The organism is Arcobacter sp. L (assembly GCF_000284235.1).
GTDB lineage: Bacteria > Campylobacterota > Campylobacteria > Campylobacterales > Arcobacteraceae > Aliarcobacter > Aliarcobacter defluvii.
Genome location: NC_017192.1, coordinates 2880514 through 2906946, shown reverse-complemented (window position 1 = coordinate 2906946; position 26433 = coordinate 2880514). Strand labels below are relative to the sequence as shown.

24 protein-coding genes are annotated in these 26433 nt (G+C 28.0%); 4 read left to right on the top strand and 20 right to left on the bottom strand.

Annotated features, from left to right (window positions below):
* Window positions 1–79: 79 nt before the first annotated feature.
* From ABLL_RS14370 to ABLL_RS14335, 8 genes are read right to left on the bottom strand one after another with little or no spacing between them, the layout of a single operon-like run.
* Window positions 80–1174, bottom strand: a complete 1095-nt coding sequence (locus ABLL_RS14370) for a sulfite reductase (RefSeq protein WP_014475510.1) — start codon at window positions 1172–1174, stop codon at window positions 80–82.
* Window positions 1174–2631, bottom strand: a complete 1458-nt coding sequence (cysN, locus tag ABLL_RS14365) for a sulfate adenylyltransferase subunit CysN (RefSeq protein WP_014475509.1) — start codon at window positions 2629–2631, stop codon at window positions 1174–1176. The genes ABLL_RS14370 and cysN overlap by 1 nt, the downstream gene beginning before the upstream one ends.
* 1 nt (window position 2632) lies before the next feature.
* Window positions 2633–3547: a sulfate adenylyltransferase subunit CysD gene (gene cysD, locus ABLL_RS14360; RefSeq protein ID WP_014475508.1), complete on the bottom strand. Its 915-nt coding sequence runs from the start codon at window positions 3545–3547 to the stop codon at window positions 2633–2635.
* A 12-nt stretch (window positions 3548–3559) separates the two neighbouring features.
* Window positions 3560–4264: a phosphoadenylyl-sulfate reductase gene (locus ABLL_RS14355; protein WP_014475507.1), complete on the bottom strand. Its 705-nt coding sequence runs from the start codon at window positions 4262–4264 to the stop codon at window positions 3560–3562.
* 8 nt (window positions 4265–4272) lie between these two features.
* Complete coding sequence (locus ABLL_RS14350; RefSeq protein WP_041654950.1) at window positions 4273–4503, bottom strand: DUF2061 domain-containing protein; 231 nt, start codon at window positions 4501–4503, stop codon at window positions 4273–4275.
* Window positions 4504–4544: 41 nt separating this feature from the next.
* Window positions 4545–5477, bottom strand: coding sequence for a cysteine synthase A (gene cysK / locus ABLL_RS14345; RefSeq protein WP_014475505.1), 933 nt, complete (start codon window positions 5475–5477; stop codon window positions 4545–4547).
* 10 nt (window positions 5478–5487) lie between these two features.
* Window positions 5488–5901 (bottom strand): Rrf2 family transcriptional regulator, encoded by a 414-nt coding sequence (locus tag ABLL_RS14340; RefSeq protein ID WP_014475504.1) that lies wholly within the window; start codon window positions 5899–5901, stop codon window positions 5488–5490.
* 2 nt (window positions 5902–5903) lie between these two features.
* On the bottom strand, window positions 5904–7172 hold the full coding sequence (locus tag ABLL_RS14335; protein WP_014475503.1) for an O-acetylhomoserine aminocarboxypropyltransferase/cysteine synthase family protein: 1269 nt from the start codon (window positions 7170–7172) through the stop codon (window positions 5904–5906).
* 213 nt (window positions 7173–7385) lie between these two features.
* Here ABLL_RS14335 and ABLL_RS14330 point away from each other — a divergent pair, with 213 nt between their 5' ends.
* Both ABLL_RS14330 and ABLL_RS14325 read left to right on the top strand, forming a co-directional pair.
* Window positions 7386–7700 carry a cupin domain-containing protein gene (locus ABLL_RS14330; RefSeq protein WP_014475502.1) on the top strand — a complete coding sequence of 105 codons (315 nt, stop codon included), beginning with the start codon at window positions 7386–7388 and terminating at the stop codon, window positions 7698–7700.
* Window positions 7701–7714: 14 nt separating this feature from the next.
* Window positions 7715–8395 carry a metallophosphoesterase gene (locus ABLL_RS14325; RefSeq protein WP_014475501.1) on the top strand — a complete coding sequence of 227 codons (681 nt, stop codon included), beginning with the start codon at window positions 7715–7717 and terminating at the stop codon, window positions 8393–8395.
* Window positions 8396–8402: 7 nt separating this feature from the next.
* On the opposite strand, the gene ABLL_RS14320 is transcribed toward ABLL_RS14325, so the two are convergent.
* Together ABLL_RS14320 and ABLL_RS14315 are read right to left on the bottom strand one after the other, a co-directional pair.
* Window positions 8403–9533 carry a VWA-like domain-containing protein gene (locus tag ABLL_RS14320; RefSeq protein ID WP_014475500.1) on the bottom strand — a complete coding sequence of 377 codons (1131 nt, stop codon included), beginning with the start codon at window positions 9531–9533 and terminating at the stop codon, window positions 8403–8405.
* Window positions 9534–9536: 3 nt separating this feature from the next.
* Window positions 9537–10538, bottom strand: coding sequence for an AAA family ATPase (locus ABLL_RS14315; protein ID WP_014475499.1), 1002 nt, complete (start codon window positions 10536–10538; stop codon window positions 9537–9539).
* Window positions 10539–10648: 110 nt separating this feature from the next.
* On the opposite strand from ABLL_RS14315, the gene ABLL_RS14310 reads away from it, so the two are divergent.
* Window positions 10649–11887, top strand: a complete 1239-nt coding sequence (locus ABLL_RS14310; protein WP_014475498.1) for an NAD(P)/FAD-dependent oxidoreductase — start codon at window positions 10649–10651, stop codon at window positions 11885–11887.
* A gap of 7 nt (window positions 11888–11894) precedes the next feature.
* Here the strand turns inward: ABLL_RS14310 and dcm are convergent, their stop codons facing one another.
* From dcm to ABLL_RS14840, 9 genes are all read right to left on the bottom strand, one after another.
* On the bottom strand, window positions 11895–13130 hold the full coding sequence (dcm, locus tag ABLL_RS14305; RefSeq protein ID WP_014475497.1) for a DNA (cytosine-5-)-methyltransferase: 1236 nt from the start codon (window positions 13128–13130) through the stop codon (window positions 11895–11897).
* Window positions 13131–13235: 105 nt separating this feature from the next.
* On the bottom strand, window positions 13236–13958 hold the full coding sequence (locus ABLL_RS14300) for a PmeII family type II restriction endonuclease (protein WP_014475496.1): 723 nt from the start codon (window positions 13956–13958) through the stop codon (window positions 13236–13238).
* A gap of 59 nt (window positions 13959–14017) precedes the next feature.
* Window positions 14018–14209 carry a hypothetical protein gene (locus ABLL_RS14295; RefSeq protein ID WP_014475495.1) on the bottom strand — a complete coding sequence of 64 codons (192 nt, stop codon included), beginning with the start codon at window positions 14207–14209 and terminating at the stop codon, window positions 14018–14020.
* Between the two features lie 62 nt (window positions 14210–14271).
* The gene (locus ABLL_RS14290) at window positions 14272–14625 is read right to left on the bottom strand and encodes a hypothetical protein (RefSeq protein WP_014475494.1); all 354 of its coding nucleotides are present in this window, start codon (window positions 14623–14625) and stop codon (window positions 14272–14274) included.
* Window positions 14626–14695: 70 nt separating this feature from the next.
* Window positions 14696–16096 (bottom strand): efflux transporter outer membrane subunit, encoded by a 1401-nt coding sequence (locus tag ABLL_RS14285; RefSeq protein WP_014475493.1) that lies wholly within the window; start codon window positions 16094–16096, stop codon window positions 14696–14698.
* 1 nt (window position 16097) lies between these two features.
* A complete protein-coding gene (locus ABLL_RS14280; RefSeq protein ID WP_014475492.1) occupies window positions 16098–19238 on the bottom strand; it encodes an efflux RND transporter permease subunit in 3141 nt (1046 codons plus the stop codon).
* 6 nt (window positions 19239–19244) lie between these two features.
* Window positions 19245–20390: an efflux RND transporter periplasmic adaptor subunit gene (locus ABLL_RS14275; RefSeq protein WP_014475491.1), complete on the bottom strand. Its 1146-nt coding sequence runs from the start codon at window positions 20388–20390 to the stop codon at window positions 19245–19247.
* An 84-nt stretch (window positions 20391–20474) separates the two neighbouring features.
* Window positions 20475–22223: a diguanylate cyclase gene (locus tag ABLL_RS14270; protein ID WP_014475490.1), complete on the bottom strand. Its 1749-nt coding sequence runs from the start codon at window positions 22221–22223 to the stop codon at window positions 20475–20477.
* Between the two features lie 122 nt (window positions 22224–22345).
* Complete coding sequence (locus ABLL_RS14840; RefSeq protein WP_014475489.1) at window positions 22346–23185, bottom strand: bacteriohemerythrin; 840 nt, start codon at window positions 23183–23185, stop codon at window positions 22346–22348.
* Window positions 23186–23364: 179 nt separating this feature from the next.
* On the opposite strand from ABLL_RS14840, the gene ABLL_RS14260 reads away from it, so the two are divergent.
* On the top strand, window positions 23365–23748 hold the full coding sequence (locus ABLL_RS14260; RefSeq protein ID WP_014475488.1) for a hypothetical protein: 384 nt from the start codon (window positions 23365–23367) through the stop codon (window positions 23746–23748).
* A gap of 20 nt (window positions 23749–23768) precedes the next feature.
* Here ABLL_RS14260 and ABLL_RS14835 read toward each other — a convergent pair whose 3' ends face one another.
* Entirely contained in the window at window positions 23769–26327 is a 2559-nt protein-coding gene (locus ABLL_RS14835; protein ID WP_158310012.1) for an HD domain-containing phosphohydrolase, read from the bottom strand.
* Between the last annotated feature and the right edge of the window lie 106 nt (window positions 26328–26433).

The following is a 26433-nucleotide window of genomic DNA, read 5'->3' as shown; positions in this document are numbered from 1 at the left end:
TTGTTATCAATTTTATAATTTTAAGTTATTTACTATAAGAGTTGGCTTCAATAAAAAGAGCTTAATAAAAAGCTCTTTTTTAAATAAAAGGATTAAAGTTGATTTTTTCTAACTCTTTTGCTAAGTTTTCAGCACTATTTGTAGGAACATTTAAAATAATAATATTTCCTTTATGAGTGATTTTAACTCTATTTGCTTCATATTTTTCAAGTAAAGTTGATAATGTGTCAATATTTGTACTAGAAATAGTTGAAGATTTTACTCTACAACCTATATAACTTTGACCTTCAATTTTACTTTTATTAATTCCAAGTCTAGGTTTTCTTGGTATGATATTTCCGCTTTTATTTATATTTCTTTGAATTTTGTAATTTACAGTTGAATTTAAAATATCAGAAAATTTGTTAAATCCCCAATTATTTACAAGATACTCAAATGTACTTCTTCTTGAATTTTCTCTATCACCAAAATCTTTATAAATATTAGCAATTGCAATTGCAGTTTTTATAACTTGTGCAGGTGTGATATATCCTATAATTTTGTCTAAAATTTTAACTGCAAAAACTATTTTATCTTTTTCATCTTTTGTTGCATTAAAACTAACATCAGGAGTAAATCTTACATCACAACCCTCTTCATAACCACTAATTGCGATTTGAAGTTTATTTGGAAGATTTTCAAAATTCTTATTCCCAATAAATGTTTCATTTAACTTATTAGCAAGTGGTTCAACATCTAAAAGTTGCGTATGGTCTATTCCATTTACTGGACAAGTTAAAACTCTTCTTACTGTATGACCCGCTTCAAAATAAGTGTTTAAATTTATCTCTTGAAGAAGTTTGAAAATCTCTGGCAAATCAAAAATTTTTAGATTTGTAAGTTCTATTTTTTGCTCATCTGAAAAGATTAATGTATTATTACTATATTTTTTAGAAATCAAACTAAGAGTTTTTAATTGGATTAAATTTAATTCTCCCATAGATAAAGGGATTCTTAGTTTAAAATAGTTTTGTTGTTCATCTTGTGTATAAAGTCCATACCATTTGAATCTCTCCAAATCTTCAAGGCTCATTTTTTCACCAAAAACAGCATAGAAGTAGATGTCAGCTAAGACATCTACTCCACTTTTCTCTTTTTTTATTTTTTCCATATTAAATGCTAAGTTATTAGACATTATATAGCCTTACATTCCCATTCAGGGTAGTTTCTTCTAATAAATTCATTTAATTCAACTTCTGCTTTAGTATAAACTTTTTTATTTTCTTCAAGTTTTGCAAAACCTTCAATAGAAGATATGATCATTCCTGCACCAACAGTTGAGTTTGTATATTTATCAATGATAATGAAACTTCCTGTATATCTATTTTCATGGTATGGATCAACGGCAATTTCTCTATCTAATGATAAAGTACATTTTGCAATATCATTAAGTGCTAATTCTGTTGTATCAATTTCTTCAAATGTATTGATATTCTTTTTAAATTCAATAGCATTAAATGCACCATTTAATACTGAAGTTGCTCTTTTAATAATATAGTTTTGGTTCAATTTTAAAGGAGTTTCATCCATCCATACAACCATACAAGATAAGTGATTTGATACTTTTGGAATATCGTCTGATTTTACAATCATATCACCTCTAGAAATATCAATCTCATCTTCAAGTGTAATTGTTGTTGCCATTGGAGAAAATGCTCTATCTATAGTTTCAACAGTTTCATCTTTTCCAATTGGTCTTAAATCTTTAATCTCATTTGATACTATAGATTTAACTTTTGATGTTTTTCTTGATGGTAATACTGTAATTTCATCACCAACTTTGATTTCACCACTTGCTATTGTTCCTGAGAAACCTCTAAAGTTTAAGTGAGGACGTACCACATATTGAACAGGTAATCTAAATGAAGATGACTCTTGTTTATTAATAGGTGTAGTATCTAATAATTCCATTAAAGGAAGCCCTTTATACCATGAACATTTAGGTGAAATAGTTAAAATATTATCTCCATCAAGTGCAGAAATTGGAATAAACTGAATATTTAAATCTTTGTTATGAGGAAGATATTCAATAATTTCATTGTAATCACTTTTAAACTTTTCAAATACTTCTTGGCTAAAGTCAACTAAATCCATTTTATTAATAGCAACGATTAGGTTTTTAATTCCTAAAAGACTTGCAATATATGAGTGTCTTTTAGTTTGAGTTAAAATACCTTGTCTTGCATCAACTAAGATAATTGCTAAATCAGCTGTACTAGCTCCTGTTGCCATGTTTCTTGTATATTGCTCGTGACCTGGAGTATCTGCAATAATAAATTTTCTTCTTTCTGTTGAAAAAAATCTATAAGCAACATCGATAGTAATACCTTGCTCTCTTTCACTTGCAAGACCATCAACTAAAAGTGCTAAGTCAATTTTATCACCAGTTGTTCCAACTTTTTTACTATCTTTTTCAATAGCAGCTAATTGGTCTTCAAAAATCATTTTTGAATCATAAAGTAATCTTCCAATTAAAGTTGATTTACCGTCATCTACTGAACCACAAGTAATAAATCTTAAGATTTCTTTGTTTTCGTGTTCTTTTAAATATTGTTCAATATTTTGTGAAATTAAATCTGATTGATGTGCCATCTTAAAAATATCCTTCTTGTTTCTTTTTCTCCATTGATGCGTCACCATCAGAGTCTATAAGTCTTCCTTGTCTCTCACTTGTTGTACAAATAAGCATTTCTTGAATAATTTCAGGTAATGTTGTAGCAGTTGAATTTACTGCACCTGTTAATGGATAACACCCTAAAGTTCTAAATCTTACCATCTCTTTTTTAGCTGTTTTTCTTAATTCTTCAGGCATTCTATCATCATCAACCATGATTTTAGTTCCCATATATTCTACTACATCTCTTTCTTTTGAAAAGTATAAATCAGGAATAGAAATATTTTCTAAATAGATATATTGCCAAATATCAAGTTCTGTCCAGTTTGATAAAGGGAATACTCTAATAGACTCACCTTTTGTGTGTCTTCCATTATAGATATTCCAAAGTTCTGGTCTTTGATTTTTTGGATCCCATCTATGGTTTTTATCTCTAAATGAGTAAATTCTTTCTTTAGCTCTTGATTTTTCTTCATCACGTCTAGCTCCACCAAATACAGCATCAAACTGTTGAATGTTTAACATATTTTTTAAACCCTCAGTTTTCATGATATCTGTGTGTAAAGCTGAACCATGAGTAAATGGAGAGATATTCATCTCTTTCCCTTTTGGATTGATATAAACTAAAAGTTCCATACCAACTTCTTTAGCTCTTTTATCTCTAAACTCAATCATCTCTTTAAATTTCCATGTTGTATCAACATGAACTAAAGGTAGTGGTGGAGGTGCTGGATAAAATGCTTTTTGTAAAAGATGTAACATAACTGAACTATCTTTTCCAACACTATATAACATCGCTGGATTACTAAATTCTGCTACAACTTCTTTCATAATATGCATTGATTCTGCTTCTAGTTGTTTTAGATGAGTTAACCTATCTTGGCTTATTTGCATTTTCTTCCTTTCTTATTTTTTGTGTAAACCACACTCTTTATGTTCTGGGTTCTCCCACCACCATCTTCCTGCTCTTATATCTTCACCTTCTTTTATAGCTCTTGTACAAGGAGCACATCCAATACTAGGATATCCTTTATCGTGAAGTTTGTTATATGGAACTCTATTTTCTTTTATATAATCCCAAACATCTTTTTCACTCCAGTTGATTAAAGGATTTACTTTGATAACTTTAAAGCTATCATCCCATTCAACTAAAGGCATATCAACTCTTGTAATACTTTGAGCTGCTCTTAATCCTGTAATCCAAACTTCAACACCATTTAAAGCTCTTTTTAACGGTTCGATTTTTCTGATATTACAGCAGTTTTTTCTTTTTTCAATACTTTCATAATGACCATTTACACCTTGAGTTTGATAAAGCTCTTGTACTTTTTTATTATCAGGAAAAAATACATCGATTTTTACACCATATTTTAGATTTGTTGCATCCATTACATCATAAGTTTCAGGATGTAATCTTCCTGTATCCAATGTAAATATCGTTGCATTCTTATCTTTTTTAAGTAGTAAATCTGTCAAAACTTGATCTTCTACTGCTAAACTTGAACTTAAAGCCACATTTTTAAAATTATCTAAAAAATAAGTAACAACTTCTTTTATTGATTTATTTTCAAGTTCTTTATTTAAATTTTCTATTAACTCTTTTTTACTCATAAATTAACCTAAATTTGATAATCATTTTCTGCTGGTTTTACTCTTCCAAAAGATAACTTATTCCAAGCTCTTTCGTGAAAATAGTATAAAATCATTTTTGTTATAACTTCTATTGAGCCAATAGAAGCAGCCATTATTAAATTCCCTGTGACAAAATAAGAAACAATCATCGTATCAAGTGTTCCTACTGTTCGCCAAGATATTGCCTTTACAACTGACCTATAAGGTTTTTCGTGCATGTAATTTCCCTATTTTAATTGAACCTTATGATAAAGAGTTCTTACTCTTCATCATAATTGTATAAACCAGAACTTAAGTATCTTTCACCTGTGTCACATAAAATTGTAACTATAGTTTTACCTTTGTTTTCTGGTCTTGCTGCAACTAATGCTGCTACATGAGCATTAGCACCTGCACTGATTCCTACAAGTAGTCCTTCATTTTGTGCTAATTTTCTTGAACTTTCAATTGCATCATCATTTGCTACTTGAATTACTTCATCATAAATTGTTGTATTTAATACATCTGGTACAAATCCTGCTCCAATTCCTTGAATTTTATGAGGTCCTGGTTTTCCACCACTTAATACTGGACTTGCTTCAGGTTCAACGGCAATAATTTGTACATTTGGATTATGAGCTTTTAAAACTTCTCCAGTTCCAGTTAATGTTCCACCTGTTCCAACTGCTGCAATGAAAATATCAACTTTTCCATCAGTGTCAGCTAAAATCTCTTTTGCAGTTGTAAGTCTATGAATTTCTGGGTTTGCTGCATTTGCAAATTGTTGAGGAATAAAAGAGTTTGGTGTATTCTCTTTTATCTCATCAGCTTTTTCAATAGCTCCTTTCATTCCTTTTTCTGGTGGAGTTAACACAAGTTCAGCTCCTAATGCTTTTAATAATCTTCTTCTTTCAATACTCATTGATGCTGGCATTGTAAGAATTAGTTTTATTCCAAGTGCTGCACAAACTGAAGCAAGTGCAATTCCTGTATTTCCACTTGTTGGTTCAATTACAGTTGTATCTTTATTGATTAATCCTGCTTTTAAAGCAGTGTTTATCATATTTGTACCAATTCTATCTTTTACTGAATGTGAAGGATTCATAAATTCACATTTTCCTAAAACTGTTGCTCCACTTGCTTCACTTGCACCTTGCAATTTTACTAAAGGTGTGTTACCAATTAATTCTGTTATATTATTTGCATATTTCATCTTTTATCCTTTATATGTTGTAATGTAAAAATTCATTATATTTTTCTTGATATTCATCTAGTTTAGATAATTTTATATCAAAAATTTTTTTCATACTATTCTTTGACTCATCAAAAAAGATATTCAAAATTGGATTATCCGCTTTTGTATCTGTTATTTTTATGTCATCTTCTAATGCAATCAAAATATCAACTACTTTGATTTCATCAGGACTTTTTGCAAGAATATATCCACCTCTTGCTCCTCTTATACTTTTTACAAGTTCAGCTCGTCTTAGTTTGCTTAAGAGCTGTTCCAAGTAATTTTGAGGTATGTTTGCATTTGCAGATATTTCCTTAATTTGCATGGGACTATCTTCTTGATGCTTACTTAACTCGTACATGGCTGTTAATCCATATACACCTTTTGTTGATATTAAAGGCATTTTTAGTTTAATGCTTGAGTTAGATCTTCAATAAGATCAATAGGATTTTCTAAACCAATAGATAATCGAACAGTTACCGGATTTACGCCAGCTTTTAATAACTCTTCTTCAGTCATTTGAGAGTGAGTTGTTGAAGCTGGATGTGTTATAAGTGATTTGCTATCACCGATATTTACAACAACGCTAAATAATTTAACGCTATCAATTACTTTTTTTGCATCTTCAAATGATTCTACATCAAAAGAAATTAATCCAGAAGCTTTTCCATTTTTAAAATATTTTTGCGCTCTATCATAATATTTATTTGATTTTAACCCTGGATAATTTACTGCTTTTACTTTTGGATGTGATTCTAAAAATTTTGCAACTTCTAAAGCATTATCAGAGTGTTTATCAACTCTTAATCCTAAAGTTTCTAATGTTTGAATTAAAAGCCAAGAGTTAAATGGAGCAGGTGTTGCACCAATATCTCTCAATAGTGATAATCTAATTCTTAAACAAAAGTTTGGAAGAGGAACATCTGTATAAACTAATCCATGATATGATTCATCAGGAGTTGTGAAATGAGAATATCTATTAGAATTTGCTTTAAAAAACTCTGCTAAACCATCTCTTTCAACTATGATTCCTCCTAAAGCTGTTCCTTGTCCACTTGTGTATTTACTTGTTGAGTGAACTACAACATCAACTCCCCATGAAATAGGGTTGAATAATGCAGCACTTGCAACAGTGTTATCACAAATAGTTAAAACACCATGTTTTTTTGCAATTTCAACAATCTTTTCAAGAGCTGGAATAGCAATTTGTGGATTTGATAATGATTCAAAATAGATAGCTTTTGTTTTATCATCAATTAACTCTTCTAAATTTGATGCATCATCACTATTAAATATTTTTGTTTCAATTCCAAATCTTTTACAAGTATATGTAAAAAGTGAAACTGAACCACCATATAATTTATCAGAGATGATGATATTATCTCCAGCTTCTGCTACATTTGCTACTGCAAAAAATGATGCTGCTTGTCCTGATGATGTACAAATAGCTGCTGCTCCACCTTCAAGTTGTGCAAATCTTTGCTCTAAAATATCAGTTGTTGGATTTGTTAATCTTGTATAAATTGGTCCAAGTTCTTTTAAAGCAAATAAGTTTGCAGCGTGTTCGCTATCTCTAAACGCATAAGCTGTCGTTTGAGAAATTGGAACTGCCATCTCTCCATTTCCTTGTTTTTTATTATATCCTGCATGTATTGCAATTGTTTCTTTTTCCATGTATGTTAATCCTTTTTAATTTAATCAACTTTAAATATGTTGAAATTATAGACAATTTTTTTTATAAAGTCAAGTAGTTTAATCAAATTTAATATAATTACCTTTAAATAAGGTGTGTTTATATAACTTGATTAAATCAATCAAGATTATATCACATCATAATATGAATTTGGGTAAAATACCAAAAAATCAATATTTTAGGTCAAAATAAATATGAAAAAATATAATATCTTTGATGAAATTCCAATAGATAAAAGTGAAGAAAAATTTTTTGAAATTTTTAAAAATGAGAAGATAAAAATAGAAAAGATTGTTTCAAATGGTCAAAATTCACCTGAAGATTTTTGGTATGAGCAAGAACAAAGTGAATATATTTTACTTCTTGAGGGTTTTACTATACTTGAATTTGGTGATTTTGAAGTTGAGTTAAAAAAAGGTGATTGTTTAAATATAAAAGCTATGCAAAAACATAGAGTAAAATTTACAAGCCAAACAGAGCCAACTATTTGGTTTGCAGTTTTTTATTAAAAAAGGAAGAAAAATTGATTTATATTATTGGTGATGTTCATGGTTGTTATAAAACTTTATTGGCATTGATTGATAAATTACCAAATAAAAATGCCAAAATCGCTTTTGTTGGAGATTTGATTGATAGAGGAAAAAATTCTAGGGATGTTATAGAGTTTATAAGAAATAATCATTACGATTGTATTTTGGGAAATCATGAAAAAATGATGATAGATTCATTTGAACATATAAATACAAATAATGAAAATCCAATATTAAGAAGATGGATTGAAAAAGGTGGTGCAATGAGCACTATCAAAAATTATCAAAACAAAGAAGATATGATTGAAGATGTAACTTTTTTAAAAACACTACCTTTATATATTGAGTACAAAAATATCCAAGATGAAAATGGAAGATATTTGGTGATTAGTCACTCAAGTGTTGGAAAAGCCTGGAATTTGAAAGATTCAATAAATGAAGAAGATAAAGAGCAGTTTGAAGTCCAAGTTCTATGGAGTAGAAATAGACATTGTAACAATAGTGAAATTTTTAATGTTTATGGACACACGATTTTAGATGAAGTTTATCTAAATGAGTATAATGCAAATATTGATTTAGGCTGTTATGCAAAAGATAAAATGCCAAATCCAAGGTTGTGTGCTTTTGAGTTTCCAAGTATGAAAATAATTACTCAAGAAAATATAGAAGATTAGTTTCTAACTAAAAAATTACAATAGACCTTCCAAAAGGGATTCTATCTTTTCTGTTTGAAAGTGCCCAAAGAACTTCATATGATGGAGGAATTCTTGGGAAAATTCCATCACCATCAGTAAAATATAAAAGCATACTACTCATAGGAAAATTTGCATCTATGTAGTCAAATACTGGACGATAGTCAGTCCCTCCACCACCTTTTAAAACAAAATCAATATCTTGTGCATTTTTAAAACTATAGTGACCTTGTATTTTTGCATCAGCAATTAGAAGTTCTATATTTACTGCTGGGAAGTTTTGCATAATAGTTTTAAACTCTTCAACAAAAGCTGCTAAAATCTCCTCTTGAATAGAGCCTGATGTATCAATAGCAACTATTAAACTTAAAGTATCACTTGTTAGTGATGGCAAAGCAAAACCTCGATAAAGATGTTTTTTATTTGGTGGCATAAAAGCGTAGTTGTTTCTCATATGCCGATTGATAGCATTGTATAGTTCAAATTTCCAATCGATATTTTTTGCTTCAACTTTTTTTGCTAATCTTTCAAATCCCAAAGGCATAAGAGATTTTCTTATAGCTACCTCTTTTGCCAAAGTTGAAGCATATTCCCACTGTTCTTCATCTCGTTCATCAAGATTTTCTTCTATATTTTTTACTTTTGTAAATTTATTTTCATCATTTTGTTCTTGCTCTTTTTCATTGAGATCTTCTTCATAAGCATCTAATCCAGCTTCAATTCTCTCTTTTTTTAGCTCTTCATAAATCTCTTCAGCGTACATATTTTTGTATTTTTTATCAAAATTTGCACCTTTTGGGATTTTTACTCCATTTTTAAAAAGGAGATTATTGATTGCAAAATCAGTTGCAAGTTGCCAAAGAAAACCTTTTCTTTTTAGTTTTCTTTGTTGGTGAGATAAAATATGATGCATAACGCAGTTAGTTAAAACAAAAGATAACTCTTCGATACTACAACTCTCCACAAAAGAAGGATTATATAAAAATCGTTTTCCATTACTTGCATATGCTCTAATGCTTTCATTTTCTTCATGTTTTAGTCTTGAAGCTAACATACCAAAATATGGATGTTTGGTAGTTAGTTGGCTTTTTGCTTTTGTTAGTAAAATATCTGCGCTCATAATTTATCTAAGTAAAGTGTTAAATTTTTTCATCCATAAAGGCCAAGATTTTAGATAATCTAGTTCGATACTTCTTTGTCTTAAATCTTGGATTATCATAACTGCAAACTCTCCTGGAAGATTTAAAGAGTAAGTTACAAGATTGTCTAACTCTTTTGTTCTTGTTTCATCATTTACTTTTAGTGTTAAAGCAGTACATAAAATATGTAAAGCAGAAGTATCTGTTGGAGTTTCAGTCGTTGTTCCTTCAAAAATTGCGTTCATATCTGGTAAATCTTTAACTACAGATTTAAATCCTAAAAATGAAGCAGCTAACTCTTCACCAATTGCTCCACTAATAAGTGGCATAAGTAGGTCATCTTCAGGTGTTGATAGTAAAATCTCATTTACATAAGCCCAAGTTCTAGGAGTCGCAAAGGCTTTTGAATCACTGTGAGTATTAAAAGTAAATAGTGCATCAGGTCTATATGAGATAAATGAGATTATTGATAAATCTATATTTGCGACTCTTGCCCAAATCTTCCAATCATCAACATTTACTTCCATATCAAGGTGAATAAATCTATTGGCTAGTGGTGCAGCCATTCTAAAAACAACACCTTTGTCACTTTCTCTATTTCCAGCAGCAACTATCGCCCAACCATCAGGAAGTTTGTATTCTCCGATTTTTCTATCTAAGATAAGTTGATAAGCAGAAGCTTGAACCATCGGAGCAGCAGTATTTAACTCATCTAAAAATAAAATTCCCTCTTTGATACTACCATCAGGTAAAAATGAAGCTGGAGCCCAAATAGCTGTTTGATTAGAAGAGTCAAAAAATGGAATACCTCTTAAGTCTGTTGGGTCAAGTAGTGAAAGTCTTAAATCTATACAAGCTATATCTTTTTCTCGTGCTATTTGAGAAATAATTGATGATTTTCCAATACCTGGAGGTCCCCATAAAAATATAGGTACTTTTCGCTCACATAAGTGTTCAACTGAACGTTTTATTTTTTGTGGATTCATAAACTATCCTTTATTTATGGGAGAAGTAATGCAAATAACGTTCCTCATATTTTGAAAGAGTCTAAAAGAGTTCATTGGCTATAATCAAAAAAATGATTTAGGAAATAGTATTGAAAATAGCGATTATTGGCTGTGGAGCAGCTGGAATTATGGCTGCAATTACAGCTAAAAGATTAAATAAAAATTTACAAATAGATATGTTTGATGCAAATAAAGGTATTGGAAAAAAAATCTTAGCTTCAGGAAATGGAAGATGCAATATCTCAAATAGCAAGATAACTTCAAAAAACTATATTGGAGAAAATCCCGAGTTTGTAAATTTTGCTTTAAAAGAGTTTGATTTCAAAGCTTTTGAAAAGTTTTGTAAAAGTATCGGACTTTTACTAGATATTAAAGAGAGTGGAAAAGTTTATCCTCTTTCAAATGAAGCAAAATCTGTAACAAATCTTTTGGAGCTTGCTTTAAAAGAGTTGGATATAAAACTATATTTAGAACATTTCATAAAAGATATAGAAAAAATTGAAGATAAATTTGTAGTAAAAACAGCTGAATTTGAATATAAAAACTATGACAAAGTTCTAATCTCAAATGGTTTAGGTGCAGCTCCCCAACTAAACGCAAATGAAAGTGGTTTGGACTTTGCTTCAAAATTTGGACACACATATAATCCAACTTATCCTTCACTTGTGGGACTTCAAACTGATAATAACTACAATGGAAAACTTCAAGGGGTAAAAAAAGAGTGTTTAGTAAGTCTATTTGTAAACAATAATTTAGAGCAAGAGATATTTGGAGATGTACTTTTTACAAGTTATGGAGTTTCAGGTTTTGCAATACTTGATATCTCACAACTTGCTGTTTTAAATCTAAGCTCATATCAAGATGTGAAAATAGCAATAAACTTCTTCCCAAAAATCAATAAAAATGACTTAGCCGACCAAATACAAAGTTTGTTAAAAACTGTACCAACTCAAAAAGTTGTAGATATCTTAACTGGAATGGTTTCAAATAAAATAGCTCCTGTGTTACTTGATATTTGTAAAATCAGTCTTGATACAAAAGCAAATGAAATAAATGCAAAACAGATAAAAGCAATAGCCTATCAACTAAATTCTTGGAAAATGAAAATCATAGATACTCAAGGTTTTGGTCATGCAGAAGCAAGTGGTGGAGGAGTGAGAACTATCGAAGTTGATAACAAAACTTATGAGAGTAAGTTAGTGAAAAATCTCTATTTTGCTGGAGAGGTTTTAGATATAGTTGGGAATAGGGGAGGTTTTAATCTTCATTTTGCTTGGGCGAGTGGGTATTTGGTTGGGAAGAGTTTTGGAAAAATAAATTTCCAATAACTTTTAATTATTTTTTAATTAAATTTATATCATTTAATAAATTTATGATAGAGTAACCAATCGCTTCCGCAAGATTAACAGGAACAGCATTTCCTATTTGTTTATATTGTTGACTTTGAGAACCCTCAAATATCCAATCATCAGGAAAAGTCTGTATTCTTGCGTATTCTCTAATTTCAAAAGGTCTTGTTTCGTCTGGATGGCATCTTTCAGTTTGTTTTTGTGCAGGTGAACAAGTTAGTGTTAAACATGGTTCATCCCAACTTATTCTTCTAGCCATTCCAGTTTTTCCTCCTCCTAAATAAAAACTTTTTTGCATATATTCTTTTTGTATTTCAAGAGGAAGACTTCTCCAATATTCACCAGCAGGTACTAAAGATAAAATTTCCTTTTTTCTTTTTGGGTACTTTTGACCTGATGATTTTGGAACATCTTTATCAAAAAGTTCTCCTTTTTTTAGGGCATCTTTTAGAGTATATATTTTTTCATTTGGTTCAGGATATGAATAATTTATTTTTCCCATAAATTCTTTTTTTATGCCTACAATGATTAATCTTTCTCTTTTTTGAGGGACTTTGTAATAGATGGCTTTTAGAACTTGTGGTTTAAATACGTGATAACCAAGTTCATTTAAAACATTAATCATGATCTCAAGCGTTTTACCTTTTTCATGGCTTAATAATCCTCTAACATTTTCTGCTAAAAATACAGGTGCATTTGTCTCTTTTAAAGCTCTAGCAAATTCAAAGAATAGTGTTCCTCTTGTATCTTCAAATCCTAATTTCTTTCCAGCATAACTAAAAGCTTGACAAGGAAAACCACCTGTTAATAAATCTATTTTATTTTTATAAGGAGTAAAATCTATTTTTGAAACATCACTATGTTCAATTTTCCAATGAGGTCTATTTCGTTTTAAAGTTTGTACAGCATATTTATCTATTTCATTTAAAAGTATGTGTTCTATACCCGCTTTTTCAAGTCCTAGAGCTAAACCACCAGCACCTGCAAATAATTCTATACTTTTATAAATCTTTTTTGTATTGATAATAGAAGAAGGTTTTTCATTAAAATATATCTTTCCTTTTTCAAAAAGTACAATATCCTCTTTTCTATATTCTCTATAATTATTTATTGGATTTCTAATACTTTTTAATTTCCCTAGATTATCCCATCTTCTTAGCGTTTCTTTATCTACATTTAAAATTTCAGCAGTTTCACTAAGTGAAAAAATGCGTTGATTCATATACCCACCTTATACAACATTAAACATGGTTATTATACTAAAATGTATTTTAAATTATAGAATATATTTTGATAAAACATAAGAAATATTGCATATTGCAATATTTTATGAATTTAATTCTTTAGATAGTTCTTGAATATAATCAGATTTTGATAGCTCAATTATAATCTCATTAAGTTCATTTTTAAAATTTGCTTCAACAGCTACTTCAGCAATTGATTTAATCAAATCAGAATAAAAATCTTTATCTCCTGTTAATCTATGCCAAAAATCTTCACCAACTATTACTTCATAATTGTAATCTTTAGAAATTCTTTTATAGTGGGAACTTAATTCTTCTTTCTCACCATAGATTACACCTACAATCAAGTTATGAAAACCAAGTTTTAGATTATTTGTTTTTCCTAAATTTATAATATTCTTAAAATGCCCTGCAATAGTTTCAACATCATCTTTATTTATTGTATTTGGACCAGATTTTAGTTGGCAATATTTTTTTTCACCATCAATTTGATCAATAAATTCTATATCAATTCCACTTGTTGTACTTGCAAAAGATGAAAGAACATTTGATGTAAATTTTTGTATTTGAGTACCAAAAGATGTATTTATTGATGTTCCTAAAACTTTTGGAAGAATTAAAGCTTTTGCGATACTAATAGGTTCGTTATTACCTTCTAAGAAATTTGAAAGATAAGTGATTAAAAAAGGGTTAATTTGGAATTTTTTTATATTTGAAAGTTTTTTAGTATTCTTGATATGTTGCTTTGCAATTGATTCTTTAAACCATAATTTGGCATTTTGAAGTATCTCTTCTTTGTTTATCATATTTCTTACCTCATTCATATTTGTGTAAAAGTATATAATAAATAATTTAAAATAACTTTTTAAAACTTCTCCCTCAAAACCACCAACTTTTTAATCTTTTCAAACTCAAAAACACCTTTATCACTATAAAGTCTATTCTCATTATCTAGTTTTAGAGGTTTGATATTTTTATAACTTTTATTTTCATAACTAAAACTAATATAATTTTTATCATTGATTGCTTTTTGTAGAAATTTATATTCGATATTCATGTGAAGTATTTGAGATTTTTATAAAAAGAGAAAATATAAATCTTTCCTCTTTTTATAAATAATTATTTAGTTTCTAAAACTTTTTCTGTACAAACAGTGATAGCTTTTTTAACAATATCACTGCTAATATTTGCAAAAGATTGAATTTGTGAAGCTTGAGAACATAACTCTTTTGCTTTATCCATAGAAGAAACAGCAGTATTATTTGATTTTACAGCAGTTGCTAGTTTTTCACCTAAAGCTTCTGATGTTAATCCAGCTGATTCAGCAGCTGTTTTTGAAAGAGATTTTACATCAGTATCTCCATTTAATGCAGCAGTTCCAGTAGCTGTACCAGCATTTTTTAATGCCCCACCAATATCAAAAGCTAAAAGTGCTGAAATTGATAAAGCTGTTGCTAAAATGATTTTTTTCATATATTAATCCTTAAAATAAAGTTGCGAATTGTATCCGTTCTTTCTTTAAAAAACTTTTTAAGAGATTAAATTATTCAACTTTCTCATTTCCACCAAAAACACTATATAAGGAAACTCTATTTGTCAAATCTTCTAAATATGTATTTATTAAGGCTTGTTGTGAACTTATCAAAGTTCTTTGAGCAATAAGAACATTTAAATATGAACCAACACCAATTTTGTAAGAGTTTAAAGATATATCATAACTTTTAGAAACAGAATCAACTAACTCTTTTTGTTTTTGGATTTGCTCTTTTATTGTAGCTCTTGTGATTAAAGTATCAGATACTTCTTTAAATGCAGTTTGAATACTTTTTTCATATTCTAATAATGCAATATCTTTTTGAGTATAAGAGTAATCAAGATTTGCTTGATTTTCTCCTGCATTAAAAATTGGAATAGAAATATTTGGAGAAAAAGACCAAATACTTTTTGCTCCACCATCAAATAACGAAGATAAAGACCTACTTGCTAATCCAGAACTTGCAGTTAGTGAAATAGATGGGAAGAAAGAAGCTCTTGCTGCTCCAATATTTGCATTTTTAGCTTTTAGATTATATTCTGCTTCCATAATATCAGGTCTTGAAAGTAAAATATTTGAAGAAACTCCTGATTTTACTATCATTAAACTATTTTTATAACTTTCAAAATCTTTTGGTAAAAAATCTTCTTTTAAAGGTTCTGCTATTAGTAACTCAAGTGCATTTTTATTTTCTTCAACTTTTTTTGAATATGAAATTACATTTAATTCACTCTCTTTTAGTGAAGCATTTGCATCGTAAACATCATTTTTTGAAACTACACCAGCTGTAAATCTTTTTTGGGTAAGTTCATAAACTTTTTGAAGATTTGTTGCTGTTTGTTTTGCGAGTTCTAGTTGCTCCATATTTGATGCTAAAATAATCCAAGCATTTATAGTTTCACTAATAAGAGAAATTTTTGTTGCATTTGTTGCAAATTGAGTTGATAAATAGCTGTTTAGTGCATTTTCATTTAAACTTTTTATTTTTCCAAAAAGGTCCAATTCATAAGATGCTGCTATATTTGCATTGTAATTATGAGAAATTGTTGAGTTATTTGATGAATTTAAACTTTTTGAGTGAGATATATCCATATTTCCAGTTATATTAGGGAAAAGGTCAGCTCTTGAAATTCGATAAGTTGCCCTTGCTGCTTCAATATTTAAAAGTGCAATTTTTAAATCTTTGTTATTTTCAATTGCTTTTGATACAACTTTTTTTAGTGTTTCATCTTTTACAAAATCTTCCCAAGATGGTTTTATTAAAGCTAAATCATTACTATTATTTTCAATATTTGTTTTCCACTCTTTTGGTATAACTTTTGAATCTAAAGGCTCAAGTTTTGGCTCTAAAGAGACACAACCACTAAAAATAACTATTAATAAAAATATTGATATATTTGTTTTAATCATTTTAGTTTGCCTCATTTGTTAAGTTTTTATTTGATGTAATTTTTTTAATCAAAACAAAAAATAGTGGAACAAAGAAAATAACAAGAACGGTTGCAGTTAAAGTTCCACCTATAATTCCTGTACCAATAGAAATTCTACTATTTGCTCCAGCTCCTGTAGATAAAGCTAGAGGTGTAATACCTGCAATAAAAGCTAAAGAAGTCATAATTATAGGTCTTAATCTCAAAGTTGCACCTTCAACAGCTGCTTGGATTAGAGGTTTTCCTTCTTTATACGATGTGTCAACAAATTCTACAATTAAAATAGCATTTTTTGAAACTAAACCAATAGTTGTAAGAAGAGCTACTTGAAAATATACATCATTGTCTAATCCTCTAAAATATACAGCTAAAACAGCTCCGATAATTCCTAAAGGTACCACCATCAAAATAGAAAAAGGTACAGACCAACTTTCATATAAAGCAGCTAAACATAAAAATATAACTAAGATTGATACTGTATATAATAATCCAGATTGACCAGTTGATATTTTTTCTTGATAAGATAATCCACTCCATTCATGCATAGTTCCTGATGAATATTTATTGGCGATTTTATCCATTTCATCCATAGCTACACCAGAACTTACACCATTTGATGCTGAACCTTGTATCTCAAATGAAGCAAATCCATTATAACGAGTAAGTTCTTCTGGTCCAAATTCCCACTTTGTAGTTGCAAATTCTGAAAATGAAGTCATTTCTCCAGCAGAATTACGAACTTTCCAACTATATAAATCTTCAGGTTTTGATCTAAAAGGAGCATCACCTTGAATATAAACTCTTTTTACTCTTGATCTATCAATAAAATCATTTACATAAATTCCACCCCAAGCAGCACTAAGTGTATAATCAATATTATTTAAACTAAGTCCTAAAGCCAAAGCTTTATTTATGTCATAATTGACTTTTAATTGAGGTGTACTATCTGTACCATCTGCTCTTACGGAATCTATATTAGTATTTGATGATGCCTCTTCTAAGATTTTATCTTTTACTTCTGCTAGTTTAGTTCTTGTTGTTCCAGCATCTGCTTGAAGTTGAAATTCAAATCCATCACTTTGACCTAAACCTTGAATTACTGGTGGATTCATTGCAATTACTCTTGCATCTCTGATAAAATAAGGTGATTTTGAATTTGCAAAAGCTTTTGAAGCTCTTTGTCCTATCATATCAGAACGATTATTTACACCTTTTCTTAAATCCCAACTTTTTAAAGAGACAAAAGCTGTTCCTACATTTTGACCACTACTTCTACTACTATATCCTGAAATAGTAAAAATAGAATCCATATTTTCTTTTTCTTCAACCAAGAAATAATCTTTGATTTTCTCTGCAACTTCTACTGTTCTTGAGGTTATAGCTCCTTCAGGTAGAGTATATTGAATCATAATTGTACCTTGATCTTCTTTTGGAAGGAAACTTGTAGGAAGTTTTATAAATACAAAACCTAATAAACCAATAATTAATACATAGATAAACATCCAACGTTTTGGAGTTAGTAAAATCTTATTTAATGTAGCTTTATATTTTAAAGAAAGAGAATTAAACATCTCTCCAAACCAATTAATGAAACCATTTTTCTTTTGTTCTTCTTGTTTTATTGGATTTAAAATAGTTGCACATAAAGCTGGTGTTAACGTTAGTGCAACAATAACTGAAAGAATCATTGAAGAGACAATAGTTATAGAAAATTGTCTATATATAACTCCAGTTGAACCACTGAAAAATGCCATAGGTAAAAATACAACTGATAAAACAGTTGCAACTCCAACTAAAGCACTTGTGATTTCTTGCATTGAAAGAATAGTTGCTTCTTTAGGTGCAAGATTTTGTTCTCTCATATTTCTTTCAACATTTTCAACTACAACGATAGCATCATCAACTAATAAACCTATTGATAAGACCATACCAAACATAGTTAAAGTATTTATTGAATAACCTAAGATATTTAAAATTCCAAAAGTTCCAAGAAGAACAACAGGAACAGCAATAGCAGGGATTAAAGTAGCTTTCCAATTTTTCAAGAAAAGATACATAACTAAAACTACCAATAAAATAGCTTCCAAAAGAGTCTTTATAACTTCATATATCGAAGCTTTAATAAATAAAGTTGAATCTCTTGGATAATCTATTTTATAACCTTCTGGTAGATTTGGTTCATATTTGTTTAAAAACTCTTTTATAGCATTTGCAGTTTTTATAGCATTTGCTCCTGAAGCTAGTTGAATTGCAATCCCTGATGAAGGGTAGCCATTTAGATTTGTTATATTGTTATATGATTGTGAACCTAACTCAACTCTTGCAACATCTTTTAGTTTGATAAGCGAACCATCACTATTACTTTTTACAACTATATCTTCAAACTCTTTTACTGTTTGAAATTTTGAACGAGCTGTAACAGTAACTGCTAATTGTTGATTATCAATAACAGGCATTCCTCCAAGTCTTCCTGCTGAAGCCTGAGAGTTTTGAGCCTCAATAGCAGAATTTATATCAGATGGCATAAGTTTATAAGCATCAAGCTTTGTAGGGTCAAGCCATATTCTCATAGCATACTGACCACCAAATACTCTAACTTCTCCAACTCCATCAATTCTTGCGATACTATCTTGCAAATTACTTACCATATAATCTGCAATATCAATTTTTTCTGCTTTTCCTGTTGAATCATATAAAGAGGCTAAAAGTAAAAAGTCACTTTGAGATTTTACAACTCTTACTCCTTGTCTTTGAACATCATCAGGAAGTCTTGAAAGAATTTGTTCTACTTTATTTTGAACTTGAACTTGAGCAATATCAGGATCAGTTCCTTGTTCAAAAGTTACTGTAATTCTTGAACTACCAGATGAACTACTACTTGAAGAAAAATATATCATTCCATCAAGACCCGTTAGTTGTTGCTCAATAATTTGAGTTACACTATTTTCAACAGTTTGAGCAGATGCTCCTGTATATGTTGTAGAAATATTAATTTGTGGAGGAGCAATATCTGGATATTGTTCAACAGGAAGAGTATATAAAGATACAGTTCCTGCAATCATAATAACTAAAGAGATAACCCATGCAAAAATTGGACGATTAACAAAAAAACGAGCTAGCATATTTTTTTAATCCTCTTGAATATATTTATTTGTAACATCAATAGGATTTACTTTACTTTTCATATTGATTTTATTTAAACCTTCAATAATAATTCTATCACTATTGTTAATTCCACTTGTAACAACCCACTTATTACCTATTGCTCTTTCTATTGTAATTTGTCGTCTTTTTATACTGTTATCATCTTGAACAACTGTAATAATAGGATTTGCTTTTTCATCTCTTGATACAGCTTGCTGAGGTAATAAAAATGCTTTTGTATCAATTGCTCCTTCAATAGTTGCTTTTACAAACATACCCGGAAGCAAGATGTTTTCATCATTTGGAAAAATTGCTCTTAAAGTAACAGAACCTGTATTTTCATCAACTGAAACTTCTTGAAGTTGTAAAGTTCCTTTATGTGAATAAAGTGTTTCATCACTTAAAATTAGGCTTACATTAGTACTACCTTCTTTTATATTCTTTTTTGTTAAAAGTTTTTTTAGTGCTAAAAGTTGAGTTTGAGATTGGTTTAAATCAACATAAACGGTATTTGTATCTCTTATTGTTGTAAGAGCTGTTGTTTGATTTGCAGATACTAAGGCACCTTGAGTGATAGTTGAAATACCAATATATCCAGAAATAGGAGCTTTTATTTTTGTTCTTTCAAGGTTAATTTTTGCACTTTCAAGTGCTGCTTTTTTTTCTTCAACTAAAGCAAGAGCTTCTAAATAAGAGGCTTTTGCATCATCTGTTTCTTGTTTTGAAATACCATCAACTTTTAGTAATTCATCATATCTTTGACTTTTTAATTTTGCACTTTGTAAAGTTGCTTTTGCACTTTGTAAAGCAGCTTTTTCTTGATTATAAATTGCTTCATAACTTGAAGAATCTATTTGATAAAGTATATCACCTTGAGTTACTTTACTACCTTCTATAAAAAATTGCTTTTCTATTATTCCATTGATTTGTGGTCTTACTTCAGAAACTAATTTTGCTTTTACTCTTCCTGATAATTCTTGTTGCAAAGCAATAGGTTGTTCTTTTATAGTTATTGTACCAACTTCTATTGATTGTTTTGTTTGAGCTGATTGTGAATTTTTTTCTTCACAACCTGATAAAATAAAAAGAATAGTTAAAATAAAAAAAGAGAGTTTAGATATTCTTATCAAAATAGATCCTTAACTAAAAATTGTTAAATTTTATTCAATTAATATTAATGTTATATTAATAAAAATACCAAAAAATGCAGATTCTTATCTGAAAATTACAACTTGATCTCTTCCATTTTCTTTGGCTTTATATAGTGCTTTATCTGCATTTGAAACTATCTCTTCAGCTTTAAAAATATTTTCATTATAAGAAGCAACACCTAAACTCATAGTTATAGTTTTTGGATAAGTTGAGAAAATATGATTTTTTATTGCATTGTTTATATTTTTTGCAAGTTTTTGAGCACCTTCTAAATCAGTTTGTGGGCAAACAATTAAAAATTCTTCACCTCCCCATCTTCCTAAAACATCTACATTTCTAATTGAATTTCTAAGAATATTAGCACTTTCAACTAAAACTTCATCACCTACTTGATGCCCAAATTCATCATTAACTTTTTTAAAAAAATCTATATCAATTATAATAACAGAAAAAACAACACCATAACGTAAACTTCTGTTCATTTCATATTGAAGTGTTTTATCGAGTTTTTCTCTATTGTAAAGTGAAGTTAATTTATCAGTAATAGATAATTTAAGTAACTCTTCATTTTTTAAAGATAATTCTTTTGTTCTTTGTTTTACTTTTTCTTCTAGTGAGTGTTGATAGTTATAAATTGATTCAGACATACTTTCTAAAGAAGAAGAGAGTAAAGCAACTTCAAGTATTGAAGTTTCTACCTTTGTAATAGTGTTATATTTTCTTTTTTTTACTTTAATACTTTGTTTTACCAATTCATAAATAGGTTTTACAATAATCCCTGAAAAATATATAATAATAGGAATCATTAAAAGTACAGTGATAATAAAAGTTAATAATAAATTTAATATTTGTACTTGATAAGGTTCAATAATCTTATCATATTCTGCTAATAATATGATATTTTCTTCATTGTTTTGTTCATTAAGAGGTACTATCTGAACCACATATTGTTTCTTATTTAATTTGATGATTTTTGGTTTTGTAAAATCTGTTATAATTATATTTTCTTTGAAAAATTCTTTAAACAAATTTGTATTATCCGATAAAGATGAGATAATAGTATTATCTTTTTTAAATAAATAAACATCTATATAATCACTATTTATATGATTCTTGTAAATACTTCTAAAATCATTTATTAATACATCAATGGCAATAATATTTTTACTATTTGATATCTGTTTTGCATAAGTAATTCCAGTTGAATCAATATGAGAAAATTTATAAGGTGGAGTTTTTATAGAAGAGTTACTACTAATAGCCATTTTATACCAAGGTCTAGTTGTTGGGTTATAGTTATTATCGCTTATTCTTGAATTTGTTAATTTTAAATCAGAATTATATAAATAAATTTCTCTTTTATTTATATCTTGCCCTGAAATTTTTATAAGTAACCATTTATCTGTGGATTCTGCATTATAAATTTGAGGTAGGCTTTTATTGCTATTTAAATTGATAATTTCATAAAAACTACCATCTTCATAACCTGTATAAATTGCGTATAAAGAGGGATGAGTTGCTAATATATTTATATATAATTCAAAATTATTTTTATCTTTCATAAGGCTTAACATTTCAATCATATTAAAATTAAGAGTTTCATTGCTTTTAATAGATGTTCTTATATCTTGAACTAAACCATTAAGCTGTAAATCTATACTTTCAAGAGATAATTTTTTACTAAAATAAAAAAGTTGAGAACCAAGTACAATAATCAAGATTATGGTTACCAAAGAAAAAATAGATAAAACAGTACTTTTTAAAGATACTTCTTTTTTCTTTTTTAAAAGATTAATAAGATATTTATTCATGATTATTTTGCCTATATTAAAAGAGTGAATTATTAAAAATAAAATAGAAAAAATAATAACATAAAAATGTTGATAATAAAATTTATCTTTTAGCCTTTGTTAAGTAAAAAATAAGATAATTTCTAATTATTCCTTGCCCAATTGATAATTTTTCTATCTTCTTGAATTATATGATGAACTAACGCAATATCTATTATCTTTGCTAACTCTTTTTCAAAAAGAGTATCATTTAAATCTGGAAGTTTTTTTACAAAATTATTTATTGTTAAAATTATTTCTGCATGTAATTTTTTATGCTCTTTTATGTATGGATAATTTATCTCTTGCATATAGTGTTCTTCATGTTTAAAATGAGTTTTCATATAGTCATACAATTTAGTCAAAATAGTTTTAATTTTTGAAGCTTTTAATTCCTCATCAACTTCAATAAAAGCCTCTTGGGCAATATCAAAAAGTCGTTTATGTTCTGCATCAATTTTGGTATTATTAACACTATAAATCTCTTTCCATCCAAAATTCTTTTTTAAGTCTTCAAGATTTGTATTCCAAAGTTGAATTTTTTTATCTTCTAATATAATATGTCTTATAAAATACTCTTCAATAAAATCATATAGTGACTTTTGTATCTCTTCTATTTCCATATTATTTAGTTCTGAAACAAGTTTTGTAAGCATATTTAACATATTTTTATGAAGAAGTTTGTGTTTTTCTAAATCAGGATATTTTATTTTTTCCATATATTTTTGCTCATTACTAAAATGTGTTCCAACATAATCAAATAGTTTTGTTATTATTTTTTTTAATTTATCAATTTGTTCATTATTTTTTTTAAATTTTGAGATATTTAGTGCTTCTCTTGCAATTGCAAATAAATGTTGATGTTCTCTATCAATTTTTAAATTATTGATGTTATATTCAGACTTCCAAATAATTGAAGTATTACTATTTAATATATAATTCATAAGATACCTTTGTTATAAAAAAAAATTATATAATAAAATAATAAAAATAAGAGTAAAAAGAATTTTATTATTTTTATTAACTTGAAAAATAGCTAAAAATAATTTGTTTAAGTAGATTTTACAAGTTTTATTTCAAAAAACTTTACTATAATACGCAAAAAACTAGGAAGCATTTAAAAATGAGCAATATAAATATAATAGAAAAACCAACAACAAGTGAGCAAGAAAAGTTAGTTCAATCAAAATTTAATACAAATGTAGCTTTTTATGTACATTTAAAAGCATATGATAATAAAGTAAGAGAAGAGTTAGAAAGTAGAATTACAGAAGTTTTCTTTTTTACAAGAGGTATTGATTGGAAATTTGACAGCTTTGGAATAGAAAAAACAGGCTCAAGAGGAACTGAAGTTTTAGGATATTTTATATTTAGAGCTGTAGAAATAGAAAAATTACAAAAATTATTTGTTGAAGAGTTTAAAGATTATGAAAATGCAGTAAAAATCACTTGTTCAGTTGCAAAATATGAAAAAGTTGATGAATCATTTTTTGAATTAGAAGTATAAAAGATAAATTCTTTTATACTTTAATCATCTAAAAGTTCTTTAATTTCTAAAAATTTATCTAAATTATTAAAAAATACATCTATTAAATTTGGGTCAAAATGTTTGCCTTTTTCTTCTTTTAATAGTTTATAAATATCTTCTAAAGGCCAAGCTTTTTTATAAATTCTATCATGACCTAAGGCATCGAAAACATCAGCTATTGCAGTTATTCTTCCATAAATATGGATGTTATCGCCTTTTAACCCTCTTGGATAACCACTTCCATCCCATTTTTCATGATGTTCTCTTGCAACTATAGCTGATGCTTTTAGAATCTCTCTTTTTGAGTGTTTTAGCATTTCATAACCTAATTGAGCATGAGTTTTCATAATCTCAAATTCTTCAGGAGTTAAAACACCTGGTTTATTTAGGATATTATCAGGAATACCAACTTTTCCTATATCATGCATAGGACTTGCTTGTCTTAATAAATTTGCATCTTCTTCACTTAATCCAGATAAAATAGCAAGTAAATAAGAGTATTCAGCAACTCTTTTTACGTGAAGTCCTGTTTCTTGAGATCTTGTTTCTCCAATGGCACCCATTGTAAATACAACTTCTTTTTGTGTGTTTATTATCTCTTCATTTAAATTGAATATATCAGTTACATCAGTTAAAACATTTATATATTCAATAGTTTCATTTTTTAAATTTGTAATAGGATAAAAGTTAGATCTTGTGATAAAAGTTTCTCCATTTTTTCCTACTTTATTTAAAATATAATTTACAACTTCCCCTTCATTTAATCTTTTAGAAATATTCTCGAAATCACCATTGTTTTTATGTTTTATATCAAGTAATTTATCCCAAGAAAGACCTAATAACTCATCTTCTTTATATTGAGTTAATTCCAAAAATTTATCATTTGTATAGGTGATTATAAGATTTTTATCAATTTTTATAATTGCAACAGAAGTATTAACAGCATTTTCATATTGTTTTGTATAATTAAGATTATCAGCTAAAGTTTTACTTGTATTATCAAGTTCATATTTTAAAAGTATTTTATATTCTTCAAGTTCAGTAACATCATGTCTAATTCCAAGATATTCTCTAAAATCACCATTTTTATAATAAATTGGTGCAATATCTGATAAAACATGATATGAACTTCCATCTTTTCTTTTATTTTTTATAAGCCCATGCCAAGTTTTACCTTTACTTATAGTTTCCCATAAATTGATAAATTGTGAACTTTTATTTTCAGGGTGTCTAACAAGATTATGATTTTGTCCGATAAGTTCTTTTTTACTAAAACCACTTGATTTTTCAAAGTTTTCATTTACATAAGTAATTTCACCCATTTCATTTGTTGTTGAATAAATAGAAGATTCTTCAACTAATTCTTTAAATTGTTTTAGATAATAGTTGTTTTCATCAAGTTTTTCACTTGTTTTTTTTATAAGATTTGTAAGTGCGTTTAGTTTTATATCTTTTTTTGATGTTTTGATTTTTATATCTTTAAATGATATTTCTTCTTCTAATTCTTTCTCATTTAATGTTACAAAGGTTGAAGTGATATTTAATAAATTATTACAATTGCACGTTTTATTATGGAAAAATTCGCCAAAAAGAACTAAACCACTACTAGGTCCTAAACAATTTAAGATTTTCATCTCTTTTTCAAAATATGTACCAAGCATTTCACGTCTTGCTGCACAAGAATAGATAAAGACACCTTCTTGTTTATTTTTATATAAAGATAAAAGTTTTTGTTTATTGTGTAGTTTAATAGAGTCAATATTTGCAAACCCAAATTTTACTTTTTTCTTTTGAGGAATCTCTCCTGCAAAAGTAATAGATCCGTTTTCATTATCATAATCTATAATTCCCCTTGCAATCTCCACATTTGAATCTGTATAAATTAAAGGAAATTGTCCAGCATTTTCAAGTAAATTTGATGTAATTTCATCACCAAGATACTCTTTGTAAACATTAATTGCTTTTTTGTTATCTATTGTATAAACTGTGGCTTTATCTGATTTTGTGATAATCATCTCTTCACCTATAGTTTCCCAGTTAAATAGATAATCTGTTTTTACTTCTAAAACGTCAGAATTTATGGTTGTAACTACTAAATCACAATCCAAAATATCTTTTGTAAAAATATTTGGATTTATTTGTTCATAATAATTCCCCGTATTTCCCCCTGCAATAACAAGATTTGGAAATTTTTCATTAAGTTTCATTAAGAAATTTGAAGAATCAAAAGCAAAAACATTTGTAAAAGCAATAAGAAGTTTAGTATTCGATTTTATAATATTTTGAGATAAATCATTTAAGATATCTTCTAAATCTATATTTTTATATCCTTTAGATAAAGTTTTAGAGGCTTTAAAAATAGAAAAAGAGATGATAATATCATCATCTATTATCTCTTCATTTGAAATTATTCCTGAACTTACAGTTCCTAAAATAGAGGCTTTTGAAAAGATTTTTTCTAAAAAATCTTTTATTTTTAAAACTTTTTTTAAATCTTTTCCAGTATGTAAAATTTGAATAAAAAGTTTATTTGAATTTTTAATATGGTTTTTTTGCAAAAAATTTTTTAAATGAATTTTATTTTTGTAATGATAATTCAAAATATACATACTTACTTAACCTCTTTTTCTTGACACTATTTATAATGTACAAGATTTAGTTATT

Coding starts and splice junctions, on each gene's coding strand:
- ABLL_RS14320 (WP_014475500.1), bottom strand. CDS start 9,533: ATGAGCGCAGATATTTTACTAACAAAAGCAAAAAGCCAACTAACTACC.
- ABLL_RS14355 (WP_014475507.1), bottom strand. CDS start 4,264: ATGAGTAAAAAAGAGTTAATAGAAAATTTAAATAAAGAACTTGAAAAT.
- ABLL_RS14295 (WP_014475495.1), bottom strand. CDS start 14,209: ATGAATATCGAATATAAATTTCTACAAAAAGCAATCAATGATAAAAAT.
- cysK (WP_014475505.1), bottom strand. CDS start 5,477: ATGAAATATGCAAATAATATAACAGAATTAATTGGTAACACACCTTTA.
- ABLL_RS14300 (WP_014475496.1), bottom strand. CDS start 13,958: ATGATAAACAAAGAAGAGATACTTCAAAATGCCAAATTATGGTTTAAA.
- ABLL_RS14335 (WP_014475503.1), bottom strand. CDS start 7,172: ATGGAAAAAGAAACAATTGCAATACATGCAGGATATAATAAAAAACAA.
- ABLL_RS14315 (WP_014475499.1), bottom strand. CDS start 10,538: ATGAATCCACAAAAAATAAAACGTTCAGTTGAACACTTATGTGAGCGA.
- cysN (WP_014475509.1), bottom strand. CDS start 2,631: ATGGCACATCAATCAGATTTAATTTCACAAAATATTGAACAATATTTA.
- ABLL_RS14350 (WP_041654950.1), bottom strand. CDS start 4,503: ATGCACGAAAAACCTTATAGGTCAGTTGTAAAGGCAATATCTTGGCGA.
- cysD (WP_014475508.1), bottom strand. CDS start 3,547: ATGCAAATAAGCCAAGATAGGTTAACTCATCTAAAACAACTAGAAGCA.
- ABLL_RS14260 (WP_014475488.1), top strand. CDS start 23,365: ATGAGCAATATAAATATAATAGAAAAACCAACAACAAGTGAGCAAGAA.
- ABLL_RS14270 (WP_014475490.1), bottom strand. CDS start 22,223: ATGAATAAATATCTTATTAATCTTTTAAAAAAGAAAAAAGAAGTATCT.
- ABLL_RS14340 (WP_014475504.1), bottom strand. CDS start 5,901: ATGCCTTTAATATCAACAAAAGGTGTATATGGATTAACAGCCATGTAC.
- ABLL_RS14840 (WP_014475489.1), bottom strand. CDS start 23,185: ATGAATTATATATTAAATAGTAATACTTCAATTATTTGGAAGTCTGAA.
- ABLL_RS14370 (WP_014475510.1), bottom strand. CDS start 1,174: ATGTCTAATAACTTAGCATTTAATATGGAAAAAATAAAAAAAGAGAAA.
- ABLL_RS14330 (WP_014475502.1), top strand. CDS start 7,386: ATGAAAAAATATAATATCTTTGATGAAATTCCAATAGATAAAAGTGAA.
- ABLL_RS14280 (WP_014475492.1), bottom strand. CDS start 19,238: ATGCTAGCTCGTTTTTTTGTTAATCGTCCAATTTTTGCATGGGTTATC.
- ABLL_RS14285 (WP_014475493.1), bottom strand. CDS start 16,096: ATGATTAAAACAAATATATCAATATTTTTATTAATAGTTATTTTTAGT.
- dcm (WP_014475497.1), bottom strand. CDS start 13,130: ATGAATCAACGCATTTTTTCACTTAGTGAAACTGCTGAAATTTTAAAT.
- ABLL_RS14290 (WP_014475494.1), bottom strand. CDS start 14,625: ATGAAAAAAATCATTTTAGCAACAGCTTTATCAATTTCAGCACTTTTA.